9 protein-coding genes, 1 other RNA gene and 1 pseudogene are annotated in these 13,414 nt (G+C 29.2%); 9 read left to right on the forward strand and 2 right to left on the reverse strand.

Annotation, left to right across the window (positions count from 1 at the left end; genetic code table 4):
• The first annotated feature begins 169 nt into the window (after positions 1 to 169).
• Both glpK and MAGB_RS00400 read left to right on the forward strand, forming a co-directional pair.
• On the forward strand, positions 170 to 1,678 hold the full coding sequence (glpK, locus tag MAGB_RS00395) for a glycerol kinase GlpK (protein ID WP_004023857.1): 1,509 nt from the start codon (positions 170 to 172) through the stop codon (positions 1,676 to 1,678).
• A gap of 7 nt (positions 1,679 to 1,685) precedes the next feature.
• A complete protein-coding gene (locus MAGB_RS00400; RefSeq protein WP_004023858.1) occupies positions 1,686 to 2,471 on the forward strand; it encodes an MIP/aquaporin family protein in 786 nt (261 codons plus the stop codon).
• Between the two features lie 90 nt (positions 2,472 to 2,561).
• On the opposite strand, the gene aspS is transcribed toward MAGB_RS00400, so the two are convergent.
• Positions 2,562 to 4,265: an aspartate--tRNA ligase gene (gene aspS / locus MAGB_RS00405; RefSeq protein WP_004023859.1), complete on the reverse strand. Its 1,704-nt coding sequence runs from the start codon at positions 4,263 to 4,265 to the stop codon at positions 2,562 to 2,564.
• A gap of 76 nt (positions 4,266 to 4,341) precedes the next feature.
• Positions 4,342 to 5,673 (reverse strand): histidine--tRNA ligase, encoded by a 1,332-nt coding sequence (hisS, locus tag MAGB_RS00410; RefSeq protein ID WP_004023860.1) that lies wholly within the window; start codon positions 5,671 to 5,673, stop codon positions 4,342 to 4,344.
• A gap of 249 nt (positions 5,674 to 5,922) precedes the next feature.
• On the opposite strand from hisS, the gene MAGB_RS00415 reads away from it, so the two are divergent.
• The 7 genes and pseudogenes from MAGB_RS00415 to whiA all read left to right on the forward strand — a co-directional run bounded on the left by MAGB_RS00415 (position 5,923) and on the right by whiA (position 13,413).
• The gene (locus MAGB_RS00415) at positions 5,923 to 7,593 is read left to right on the forward strand and encodes an APC family permease (RefSeq protein WP_004023861.1); all 1,671 of its coding nucleotides are present in this window, start codon (positions 5,923 to 5,925) and stop codon (positions 7,591 to 7,593) included.
• A 45-nt stretch (positions 7,594 to 7,638) separates the two neighbouring features.
• Positions 7,639 to 8,094, forward strand: a complete 456-nt coding sequence (locus tag MAGB_RS00420; protein ID WP_004023862.1) for a Sua5/YciO/YrdC/YwlC family protein — start codon at positions 7,639 to 7,641, stop codon at positions 8,092 to 8,094.
• A 78-nt stretch (positions 8,095 to 8,172) separates the two neighbouring features.
• Positions 8,173 to 9,501 carry an MAG4530 family protein gene (locus MAGB_RS00425; protein WP_004023863.1) on the forward strand — a complete coding sequence of 443 codons (1,329 nt, stop codon included), beginning with the start codon at positions 8,173 to 8,175 and terminating at the stop codon, positions 9,499 to 9,501.
• Between the two features lie 238 nt (positions 9,502 to 9,739).
• Entirely contained in the window at positions 9,740 to 10,702 is a 963-nt protein-coding gene (gene holA, locus MAGB_RS00430; protein ID WP_004023864.1) for a DNA polymerase III subunit delta, read from the forward strand.
• Positions 10,703 to 10,723: 21 nt separating this feature from the next.
• Positions 10,724 to 11,005, forward strand: an RNA gene (gene rnpB / locus MAGB_RS04125) — RNase P RNA component class B.
• A gap of 136 nt (positions 11,006 to 11,141) precedes the next feature.
• A pseudogene (locus MAGB_RS04620) lies at positions 11,142 to 12,116 on the forward strand (IS30 family transposase).
• A gap of 391 nt (positions 12,117 to 12,507) precedes the next feature.
• Positions 12,508 to 13,413, forward strand: coding sequence for a DNA-binding protein WhiA (gene whiA / locus MAGB_RS00440; protein WP_004023865.1), 906 nt, complete (start codon positions 12,508 to 12,510; stop codon positions 13,411 to 13,413).
• The last annotated feature ends 1 nt before the right edge of the window (position 13,414 follow it).

The raw sequence follows: 13,414 nt of genomic DNA on the forward strand, positions 1-13,414 counted from the left end.
AATCTATATAATTTAATTATGCTTATTTAATTCATTTTAAGCATTATTTTTGAAAGGATAGTTCAAATAAAGGTAGTAGAAAATATCAAGCAGTGTTTTTAGCAAAAATACTGATGCTAGCAAGCAAAAGTTTATATTCTGAAACATAAAACTCTAGGAGAATAACTATATGGAAAAATACATATTAACTTTAGATGAAGGCACAACTAGTGCTAGAGCATTAATAGTTAATAAAAAAGGTGAAATTATTGCCGTTGAGCAAGCTGAATTCACTCAACACTTTCCAAAAGAAGGATGAGTTGAACATGATGCTATTGAAATATGAAACACACAGCGTTCTACATTAGTTCAGGTACTAAATAAATCAAAAATTAGCCCTGAGCAAATTGATTCTATTGGTATAACTAACCAAAGAGAAACAGTTGTTATCTGAAATAAAGAAACTGGTTTGCCTATTTATAATGCTATTGTTTGACAAGATCAAAGAACAGCTGAATATTGCCAGTCATTTACAAAAGAGCAAGTTGAATTAGTAAAAGAAAAAACTGGATTAATCATTAACCCCTATTTTTCAGGGACAAAAGTAAAATGAATATTAGATAACGTTCCTAATGCAAGAGGGCTAGCTTCTGAAGGCAAATTAATGTTTGGAACTATCAATACATGGCTAATTTATAGGCTTACTGGTGGAAAAGTCTTTGCGACTGACCACACTAATGCGCAAAGAACACTTTTATACAACATTCATACAAATAATTGAGACGATGAATTATTAAAATTATTTGATATTCCAAAAAACATACTTCCAGAAATTAAGTCATGTAGCGAAGAATATGGCATTACTTTCCCACACTTATTTTCAAGAGATAACACAAACCAAATTAGAATTACTTCATCAATAGGTGATCAGCAAAGTGCACTATTTGGCCAGTTATGCTTAGAAAAGGGTCAGTCAAAAATTACATATGGTACAGGATGCTTCATTCTTACTAATACAGGTGAATCAATTGTAAAATCTACACATGGATTGCTAACAACAATTGCTTATTCATTCAAAGACAAAATTCACTATGCTCTAGAAGGATCAGTTATGATTGCTGGAGCAGCAGTGCAATGACTTAGAGACAATTTGAAAATTGTTTATAGCGCCTTAGAAACTGAATGATATGCAGGACAAGTTAATGATGATAGAAGAGTTTATGTGGTGCCTTCATTTACAGGTTTAGGTTCTCCATACTGAGATTCATATTCACGTGGGGCAATTTTTGGTCTAGATAGAGGGACTAAAAGAGAACATATTGTTAGAGCAACACTAGAAGCTATTGCCTATCAAGCTAATGATGTTGTAAGTGCTATGGGCAAGGATATGAATGATCCTGTTAAGCTATTTAAAGTTGACGGTGGTGCATCAAATAATAAATTTATGATGCAATTTCAATCTAATATTTCGCAATCTAAAGTAATTAAGCCAGTTAATATTGAAACAACTGCAATGGGAGCTGCTTTTATGGCTGGTTTAGCTACTGGTTATTGAAGTAGCATAGATGAAATCAAACAAACATACAAAGTACATTTCGAAATTACTCCTGAAATTTCTGCTACCGAAGCTAATAAATTAATTAAAGGTTGAGATGTTGCTGTAAAAAGAACATTTAATTGAACTAAGGATATAGAATAGGAAAATTATGCAAGTTTTACCAATTATTTTAACTGAATTATTTGGCACAGCTTTATTAATCCTTTTAGGAAATGGAGTTGTCGCTAACGTCTTATTAAAGGGCACAAAGGGCCAAAATGCCGGCTGAATTACTATAACTTTAGGCTGAGGTTTTGCAGTGCTAGTTGCTGCCTTAATATCAGCTGGCCTTGGTGGTGTAGCGCACCTTAATCCAGCTGTTACAATTATGTCAGCTATTGCTAATCGTGACTGAGGATTTGAAGGAATTAGTCACACATTTTTACCTACATATGGACTTTTTATTATTGTGCTAATTATGCAATTTATTGGTGCAGCACTTGGTTCATTTTTAGTAGACTTTTTATACTGAAAACATGTTAAAGAAACAAGTCAAAATGAACCTGAAGAATTTAAAAATAAATTCTTAGCTATGCACTCTACTGGCCCATCAAACAGAAACGTTATTTTTAACTTCAGCATGGAAGTTGTCGGCACATTAGTATTATTATTTGCTGTTGTTGCTGTAGGACATTTTGTAACTATTCCATTTGTACAACCTATAGTAGTAGGTTTAACTGTTGCAGTGATTGGTATATCACTAGGAGGCACAACAGGATATGCAATTAACCCTGCTAGGGACTTATCCCCTAGAATTGTTCACCAAATTATGAGAGTATCTAATAAAGGAAGCTCTGATTGACAATATTCATGAATTCCAATTGTTGGCCCATTATTAGCATCTGTAGTTGTTGGTTTAGTTGCTAGATTTGCACTGCAAACAGCTATTTTCTAGTACTTTTGGTCAAAAAGCTTAAATTTATAAACAAAAAAGTGACTTGGTTTTCATAAGTCACTTTTTTAAATTCTTTATGTATTAGTTTGTTTACTCTTTAATTAATTCTATCCCTAATTCAGCTAGCTGATCATTAGTTACATCACTAGGAGCGTCCATTAAGAGGTCTTGGTTTTTTGAATTTTTAGGGAAAGGAATAACATCACGAATTGATTTTTGTTTGGTTAATAGCATTATTAATCTATCCAAGCCAAAAGCAATTCCACAGTGTGGAGGAACACCATAATCAAAAGCCTTTAAAAATCAGCCAAATTTTGACTCTTGTTGTTCTTTAGTTAGGCCTATTAAATTAAACATTTTCTCTTGCATTTCTTTGTCATAAATTCTGGCGCTGCCGCCAGCAACTTCAAAGCCATTAAGCACTAAATCATATGCTACAGCATTGATTTTCTCAATAGGTAATTTGTCCAATTCGCCCAAATCATGGGCAAATCGGGTAAAAGGGTGATGAGCAGCATCTCATTTATTTTCATCTTCATTAAATTCAAACATTGGCCAGTCAACTATTCATGCAAAACGGTATTCATCCTTTGCATAGTTAAACATATTATTTAACTCAACTCTAACAGCACCTAGTGCTTGCGAAGCATTTTCATAGCTATTAGCTACAACAAAATATGTACCATCTTTATTGTCATTTTCATTAATAAGCTTTTTAGCTTCTAAAGGAACTTTTTTAGCAAAGTTTGTTTGCGAAATTTCGCCGTCTACCACTGTAAAATAGAACAATATGTTTGCCTTGTTTTTCTTAGCAATTTCTTCAAGAGCACTAAATTCCTTTTTATTAATTACCGAATCAACAAAAAGCATTCTTTTACTTTTAGCATCTTTAATAATAGAAAAATCAGTGTCGGCACAAAAATTATCTATGTCAGTAAGTTTATACTCATATCTTAAATCAGGTTTATCACTGCCATAGTCTTTAATTGCATCAGCATACTTTATCTTTTGAAATGGAATTTTTACATTAATTCCTGCTGAGAGCATTATTCTTTTAACTAATTTTTCAATAGTTTTGTGAAAATCTTCGACCTTTAAAAATGAAGTTTCAATATCAAGTTGCACAAATTCAGGCTGACGATCCTTACGACTGTCTTCATCACGATAGCATCTTGCAATTTGATAATATTTTTCAAAACCAGAAATCATTAATAATTGCTTAAATAATTGCGGACTTTGTGGAAGAGCTCAAAATTGACCTTTGTTTCTTGTGCCAACTAAAAAATCACGTGCTCCTTCAGGGGTACTTTTTGCTAAGGTTGGAGTTTCGATTTCAACAAAGTCATTTTCATAAAGAAAATTGCGAATTTCATGCATTACTTTTGCCCTAAACAAAATTGTTTTTTGCATTTCAGGACGGCGCAAGTCCAAGTAACGATATTTTAATTTAATCTCTTCCCTTACTTCAATATCATCTCTTATTGCAAAGGGCAATTCATTAACAGACTGAGATAAAATATTGTATTTAGAAACCTTAATTTCAATATCTCCAGTAGGAATTTCTTTATTAGGACTAAGTCTCTTAACTACTAATCCTTCAACATACATTACGCTTTCTTTTGTGACGTTCACGTCTTTTTCAAAGACACATTGGACAATTCCATATCTGTCACGTAAATCAATAAAAGTCAGTGGGCCAAATCTTCTTTTATTTGAAACTCAGCCATATAGAGAAACTTTTTTACCTATATTTTTCTTAGTCAAAAGTCCGTTTTTAATATATTTGCTTTTCATAAGTTCCTTTGAATAATTTCTAAAAGTTTTCTAATTATTTTTATAAAGTTAGAAAAAGTTTTAACTAACTTTTTTATTAATCATTATCAATTTCTGAAAATTTGTCTAATTCTTCAATAAAATCAAGTATTTTTTCAAAATCATCTAAATTTTTTGGATCAAACTTGATTTTTTTATTGGTTTCAAAATCTTTGATAAAGCAGTGATTATTAGGGTCTTTTTCATCATTTAGTATTAAAAATCTTGCATTGATTTTTTGTGCTTTTTCATATATTTTTTTATTTTTGGCAAGCTCATAAACAAAATGAGTATTTAGATCTAGTCCTCTTAAATATGAAGCTATAGCAAACAATTCTTCTTTACATTCATCAGAACTTGTGCCAATTAAAACGTCAATATTTTGTTCAACTAACTCACTATATTCTTCGCCTTTTTCTAGCTTTAGTAAATCAATTAGCCTATCAATTCCTAGTCCTCAGCCAGCAGCACGTAAATCAGGGCCACCAAGATCCTTAACTAAATTTGAATATCTTCCACCACCTATTACAGTAGCTTGTGCACCAGCATTTTTATCTAAAGACATAAATTCATAAACTACTTCATCATAGTAGTCTAAACCTCTAACTAGTGAATGATCAACTTCATATTCAACACCAAGAATATCCAAAAGATGTAATGTTTTTTTAAAGTGGTCTTCGCTTTCAGATGATAAATAATCACTAAGCACTGGGGCATTTTTCATAAAAGGCTTTTGTGAATCAATCTTGTCATCTAAAATACGAAAAACATTGTTTTTAAGGCGTTCTTGACTTATTTCAGTTAGCTCATCTTTGTAATTTTCTAAATATTTTCTTAGATCCTCTTGATATTTTTCTCTGCATTTATGATCGCCAATTGAATTAATTTTTAAAACAAAATTGACATTTAATTCTGATAGCAAATTACTTGCCATTTGTATAAGTTCAGCATCTTGAAAAGCATTTAATTCGCTGCTTTTACTATCAATTATTTCTGCACCAGCTTGATAAAATTGTCTCATTCTGCCTTTTTGCGGCTGTTCATATCTAAACATTGGGCCATAATAAACAAATTTAGTAGTTGTTGGCCAAAACCCTTCATTAGTGACATATCATTTATTCTCAATTAATGCTCTAATAAAACCCGCTGTACCCTCTGGTCTTAAACTAAGCTTACGATCTCCTTTGTCAGTGAATTCATACATTTCTTTATTAACAATGTCGCTGCCTGCGACGCTTCTTTTATACAGATCAGCCGATTCTAAAATTGGAGTTTCAATTAAATTAAAGCAATTTACTTCAGCAAGATGCAAGAATTCGTCTAAAATTTTATTACGTATTTCAATGTCATTTGATTCATAATCTTTAGTGCCTTTTACTTTGTTAAACATAATTCTCCTTAATGATTAATAATCCTGCTTGAGTGCTAGAGTGTCTTAAAAAATATGAAATTTTTTTACTAAAATATATAGCTAAATGTAATAATAATTTTTAATTATACATTTATAATATTAAATATTACTGACTACTAGGCATAAAAATTTAATATTTTTATTTTATTAAATGCATAATTTGACTTTTATGGCTGTTTTATAGGCATATGCATAAATTATGTCCTTTTTTAATCATAAAGGAGTGAAATGAGCAAAAAATCAGAGGAAAGCATTGGAAATAATAGAAAAAAAATTTCTTTTATTTCTGCAATGCTTATAACAGTTGGAAGCTCTTTTGGAGCAGGTATATTTTTTAAGTCAAAAAGTGTTTTAGATAGCTCACATGGGAGCTTAATTTTAGCCATTTTTGCCTGAATTATAGCCTCAGTCGCTGTTATTTGTATTGCTTTAGCGCTTGTGGAAATATCATCAACTAAAAGTGATAATTTGTCTTTGACAAGCTGAAACAAAACATTTAATAGCAGATTTGTTTACAATGTTTCCAAGGACTTTAACACATATGTGTGCTTGCCGCTTGTTTTTTTCTTCATTCCACTTTATAGTTTTATTTCCTTGCAAGATGGACTTAAATTTTTAACAAATAAAACTGGCTTTGGAACTAGTCATGATTGAGTTATCTGAATGTTTATTTCACTAGCTCTTACAATTTATTTATTAACTGTTCCTGCACTTTATTCTAAAGTTGGGGATATTCAAAATATTATAAGTTTAGCAATTAAATTAGCGCCACTTATTTTTATTACATTTTTAGGCTTTATCTTAGTCGGTACAAATAAAGGCGGTGCTTCTGAAGTTTCATGATTAGTTCAAAAACATCAGAACTATGCTGAGTTAATAAAACAAGGCAAAGGCATTCAAGAGTTTAACCATATTGGTGCAGGATTAGGAATGTTTTTGGCCATTTCTTCAATATTCTATGCTTATGATGGTTTTTATGTTTCAGCAGGTATTCAATCTGAAATGAAAGAGCCAAGTAAAACACCAATGGCACTGTTTTTTGGGCTTTCTCTGACAACATTAATTTATTTAATAATTGCAATATCTATGTCTATCAATGGCGGCTCATTTGCAAAAATGCACACTTATTCAGTTAATTTAATGGGTCTAAGAGCTACAAATATCATCTTTGGTATAATGAACATTTTTATTGCTATTGGTGTTTTAGGAATAGCAAATGGCTTTGCAATGTGAATGCCTCGATACATTGAAGATCTCCTAATTAAAGGTGACTTACCATTTTGAGAAAAATTTGCGCCTAAAGTTAATCCTCATAAGCCAATAGTTGGAATAATTTATTCGGTTATTATTTCAGTTCCTTTTATAGTTATTTTTACCTTAATTGGCGCGCTAGGATATATTGATACTTCAAATTATGGGCCAGTTTATGATAATACAATGGCTATGGCTAAGTTATATTCATTTGCTGATCTAATGGCTAATTGAAATGCCTTAGGATGCTTTTCACTAGTTGCTTTAGCTATTTTTGGAGGGATAAAAAACCGCAGGAGTCATAAGGTAGAAATACTAAATAAGAAAAAATATTTCTTGCCTACTGCATGAATTTCAATCACTTTTGTTGCTTTAGCAATATTTGTTAGTGTCCTTGTGCCAATAATAAATCTATTTTTACTAATTGGAGTTGACAGAACATTAATTCATGATGCTGAATTCACGCAACTATTAGTTGGTAGACTGATGTTAATTATTGTTTTAATACTTTTTGTAAGCCTTACTGTTATACCGACAATTATTTTGAATAAACTACGAGCTAAAAAATTTGGATCTTTAGCAAAATATTACGAATACACAGAAAGTAAGCTCGAACTATTAAAATTAAATTTTAATACTATAAAATAGGCATAAACATATACTTATAACATAAGTTTTATAGGAGTTGACCTTATGGACTTCAAAGATATTTTTATTTGTACAACTGACACAGTAACTGGCATAGGTGGCCCTGTTAATGACAATACACTAAAATGTATTTATTACCTTAAAAACAGGCCTATTAGTAAAAAAATCATTATTTTAGTTGGCTCAATTGAACAAGCTAGAAAATTTAAAGAATGAAATAATGAAGCTGATGAATTTGCAGCTAAATATTGACCTGGTGCATACTCAGTTATTGTAAATAACCAAGGATTTAGAATGCCAAATAACTTAAAATTGTGCCAATTTTTACTTAAAAATGGTCCAATGTATGTTACTAGCGCTAATATTTCTGGTCAAGAGCCAATTGATATATCAGAAGCTTCAAAATACTTTCCATTAGTTAACAATGTTTATGACTTTGGAAAAGGAAACAATAAAGCTAGTCAAATTTATAATCTAGATGAAAAAAAATGAATAAGATAATCATAAATATGAATAAATATGTGCAGTTACTAAATATTAAAATATATACTTTTTTATATAGAAGGCTAGAGGTTTAATATGACACTAAATGAAAAAATTAAATACATTAACGAAAATAATTTTATAAAGGAAAAACTGACTTTATACTACTTTTTGCTTTCTTTATATTCATTATTTTTTACTGCCTTTTTATTCTTAATAATTTTCTTCTCTAGCCCATGAAGTCTTCCATTAGATCTTATGAAAAGAATTAGTGAAGAAAATACTTTAGGCTATTTAATCTCATTCATAGTATTTTTTGTAATTGGGCTAGTAGTTTTTGGAATTTTGTTTATAAACTGCTTGATGCTTATACTAGTTAATAAAATGATTAATTACAATATTTTTAGGGCTCTTAGATGCTTAAAAATAAAATTATTTTTAAGCGCAAAATTTAAAATTTTACTGAAGCTAAATAAAGGTGAAGATGACTTAAAGCCCTATGAATTAGACTTTTTGGCTTGAGTTAAAAACAAAGGATTCGTTTTAAGCGATTCTAAAGCAATTTCATATTTATATGGGAATTATTGAAGAAGACCAAAGGTGTGAACATTTATAGCTAATAGCTCTAGAGCAATACTAAAAGACTATGAAATTTATGCTGGCGGTACTATCTTTTCAAAAGAACCAACTAGATTAAAAGTTAAAGTTAACAACCAAGAAATGCATTTTTCATTAGTAAAACTAATACCTGATAAATATATTAAAAATAAGCTAGTTGCTAAAATTCCAAACTCTTCATGAATATTAGCTTCTCTTACTTTTAAGCTTATGAATACATTTTTAAAGCTTAAAAAAGATAAGTATTCTGAAGACTTAATTGATATGGTCGAAAGACTCTTTAATGATTTAACCTACATTTTTAATAAAAAAATAATTTTTAGTCCGAAAAAGCATTTGGATGTATATAAATCTAACTATATATTTTGATTTTTTGACTCATACTTTAGCAATTCTGAATTATTTAACTTCTGCGATGATGAACAAAAAGATGAATTTCTAGAATTCTTAAACAAATTTACACATAGATTTGAATATCATGATGAAGTTATTGCTTATTTTGAATCCCTTTTTGCGGGCATAACTAATGATGAAGAATTTAAAATAATAGTTGATACTGCTATTAAATTAAATGGTAAAAATAAGCACCTAAATTTAACCAAGCGTTTTAGAAGTGTTGATGGCAAAATAAACTTTATGCGTGATAATTATCCTGAGCCAATTACAAATGAATTAATCAAAATTCATATGTATGACTTTTGAAAAGAAGGGCAAAAAAATAACGAAATTGATAGCAGAATAATTTTGCTCAAAGAATTTAATAAAGCATTAGAAAATAATAAAGCAGATAAACAGCTATCTAAATAATTACCACTATGCCTGTTTTATGGGTTTATAAGCTAATCATTAACACGCTTATATTTCAATTTATTATTAGACTGACTTCTGCATATTAAAAAAGCCACATATAAAAATTATGCATGGCTTTTAGTTTATCCTTTTTTTAAAGTTTACTGCCTTTTTTTACATAAACTCTTAGCAAAAATAAAGGCATATTAATACCATTTAAATTACTAAAAACTCCTTTTAAAATATAATAATTAATATGATATTTATTTGCGGTTCAGAGAAGTTCTTAATTGAGCAAGAAGTTGAGAAAATTAAAAAAGAAAATAGCAATAAAACTATTGAAATTTTTCGTTTCGATGACCAAGCTTCAGTTACTGACTTAATTTCATCAGCTAGCTCAAATAGTTTATTTACTGGTGCAAAATTGTTTTTGATTTATAACTTAGACTTTTTTGAAAAGAGTACATTTAAAGATGAAACAGAAAACGTAAATGACTTGATTAATGCCCTTAAAGTAAATAAACAAGATAAGTTTGTTTTTATAAATCAAAACATATTTTCAAAAGATAAAATTGCTGTTAATATTTGAACTAAATTTATTTTCGAAAATAATGAACATAAAGTAACAATGATTGAAGCTAAAGAAATGTCTGAATCTAATTTATTTTCACTTGCTAAATCTTTAGTTAATAAATACAATATTCATATCAATGATGAAGCCATTAAATTATTAATAAGTAAAGTCAATAATGATTCATTAATGCTAAATAGTGAGTTAAAAAAACTTTCAAATTTAGATAGCTTTATCACTCCCGAAATAATTGAAAACAGCACAGAAACACTATTAGGTGAAGACATTTTCGCTTTTAGTAATGCTTTAGAAACTAATGACTTAGGCATAATTTGGGCTAGATATAAAGAAAAAATGCTCGAAGGCGTGGAAATAAGTGTACTAATTGGCCAAATTAGCCAAATATTTATAATTGCTCATCAAATATATGCATATAAAGTTTGTCAGCTTAGCATTGATCAGCTAAGTAAAGATCTACGAATAAATAGCTACAGAATTAAAAAAATAAGCTACTTTTTAAGCAAAGTTGGAATAAAAAAAATAAAGAAGATGATTCTTTCGCTATCTAAATTAGATAAAGATGTCAAAAATGGCTTAATAAGCGAAAAAGTTGGCTTCGAAAGATTTTTGATTACTTACTTTAATTAATCTATTAGAGTATAATTTAAAAACATCGGCTAACAGCTGCTAAAGTATTAGTAGAGGAAAGTCCACGCTAGCACAGTCTGCGATGATTGTAGTGTTCATGCTGATTCTAATAAAATCAGGCTTAGACGACTAGTGCCACAGAGACGAGAATAGTGAAACGGGTAAACTCCATGAGCTAGAAACCCAAATTCTGGTAGGGGAACTTTCTGATGATAAATGAATCTAGGAAAGAATCAAGATTATCTTGGTTAGATAAATTGTTAGCGCCATATTAACATATGGAACAGAACGTGGCTTATAGATGTAAAAATTCTTGCATTTGCAAGAGTTTGCTTGATTGTAAATTCAAGTGCAACACCAATTAAAGTAAAATTTATTTGTGGAGCACTTGAATTTTTAAATAAAAAAAGTTCCACACTTGGCAGCAGGAAACTTTCATATGAATTATACTAAAAAATTATAATCATCTAACATATGATGAACGTGCATTTATTGAAATTCAAATAAAATCTGGATATTCTATTAGATCAATAGCCAGACAGTTAAATAAAAATCCATCAACAATAAGTCGTGAATTAAAACGTAATACCGCTTTTAGTGGCTTATACCAATGTAAAATAGCAGAACAGAAAGCATTAAATAGACATTCGCACAAATACTTGTTTAAATTTACAAGCAATTTTAAATATGCTGAATTTGAAAAGTTTTTCTTGGAAAAATTTGATAAAAGATTTTACGGCATTGTCGCAACAGCTCGATACGTTAAACAAACTTTTCCAGATATTGAATCACCGTCGATAAGGACTATATTTAACTGAATTAAGACAAGAAAATGAAAATTGAAACTTAGAGATAGATTGAGATTTTTTATAAAAAAGGCGGGAAAAGAACTGCATCAGTTGTATCAAGGTTAATTGGTGATTCTTACTATGTATATCCTATATGAGCAAGACCAAAATATATTGATTTAAGAAAAGAATATGGTCATTGAGAAAGCGACTTAATTATAGGCAAAAGATCAAACGGATATGATAATGTATTAACACTTGTTGAAAGACAAACCCGGATGGGATTCGCAGTTAAAATCAAGTCAAAATCAGCTTTTTTGGCAATTTCAAAGCTTAAAAAAATAATCCAGGATCATAATTTAATTGTCAAATCTATAACAATCGATAATGGGATAGAATTTGAAAGAATGGGTTTATTAGGAAAATGGTTAAATATTAAAATATTTAGAGCTGAACCGTATGCTTCATTTCAAAGAGGAACAAATGAAAATTGAAACGGAATGATTAGAAGAATGTTCCATAAAGGTTTTGATTTTAATTCTATCTCTTAAGTTCAACTGGATGATGTTGTAAATCAAATAAATGAAATGCCACAGAAAATTTTGAATTGGCAAAAACCAATTTAACTATTTAAGTTAGCCAATGACTATGGTGTCGTTCTAAATTAAAAGCAAAATAATTTAAATTAGCTACATTCATAAAAAATGAATGGTTATTTTTTACATTTAATTTAGTTATTTTATCCCCCTAACCCCCTTAATTACAAATAAGGGGAATAACAAAACATTATTTAGGGTTTACGCAGATGTTCCATCTGATTTTTTAACCCCCCCCTTTGATTTCAAACAAGGGGCGCATGTGGCATATGCCGCATATTATGCAAAAATGTTATAATAAAAAGGCCAAGCACATATGTTGCACTTGAACCTTCATTTATGGAAGCAAAAGTATTTTTAGGCAAAAGTCTTTTGCTTTTTTTATAATTATAAAAATTAACCTTTTAAAGTAGGTGTGCTAATGAACTTTACAAAAGAGCTCAAATTAGAAATTTTGAGCAAAAAAAGAAATAATGATGATGCAAGTGAATTTTTAAGAGGGTATAGATATTCTAAATGCGTTATTGATAATGATATTATTAAGCTTAGAATCTATGATAAATTTATCAAAAGCACTGTTTTAAAGAATTTAAATAAAATTGGTATTAAGTATGAAAACAAAAATACAGTAATTTTAATTAACAAAAATAATTTTTCACTAACTGAAGACTTTAGCTATCCATCATCATTTTTTCAAGGTGTTTTTGCTGGTAATGGCTCAATTAGCAACCTAAATAACTCTTCCTATCATTTACAACTAGCTTCTAATTATGAAGAATTTATAGACATAATTATTAATAAATTAAATGAATATGACTTTAACTTTGTTAAGATCAAACACAATAATAAGTTCATAGCCTACATTAAAAAACATGAAAAAATAAGCGACTTTTTAAAGGCTATTTCTGTAACTTCCTCCTTCTTTAATTTTATGGATAATACTATTAGCAGAGACTTTTTAAACAATACTAATAGACTAAGAAATATTGATGCTTCGAACATTAATAAGATAGTAACTGCTAGCAATAAATATATTAAAAACATAGACTTAATGCACGAGTTAGAATTAGAAAATAAGTTTAATGACGATCAATTAAAACTGTTTCAAATAATAAAAGAAAATCCTAATGAAAGTTTGTCGTCTATTGCTGATTTATACACATATAAGGAGAATAAATCTATATCTAAAAGTGGCATATACCATTGATTAAAAAATGGAAAAAACCGTTATGAAAAAATAGAGAATTTTAGTATGTTTTTCCATATTTTTTTTCTTTTTTTAACATCAGTATTCAAAAATAAAAATAATCTTAAGGAGCAAGTATAAA

The organism is Mycoplasmopsis agalactiae 14628, from assembly GCF_000266865.1.
In the GTDB taxonomy this organism is placed as follows: Bacteria; Bacillota_I; Bacilli_A; order Mycoplasmatales; family Metamycoplasmataceae; genus Mycoplasmopsis; species Mycoplasmopsis agalactiae_A.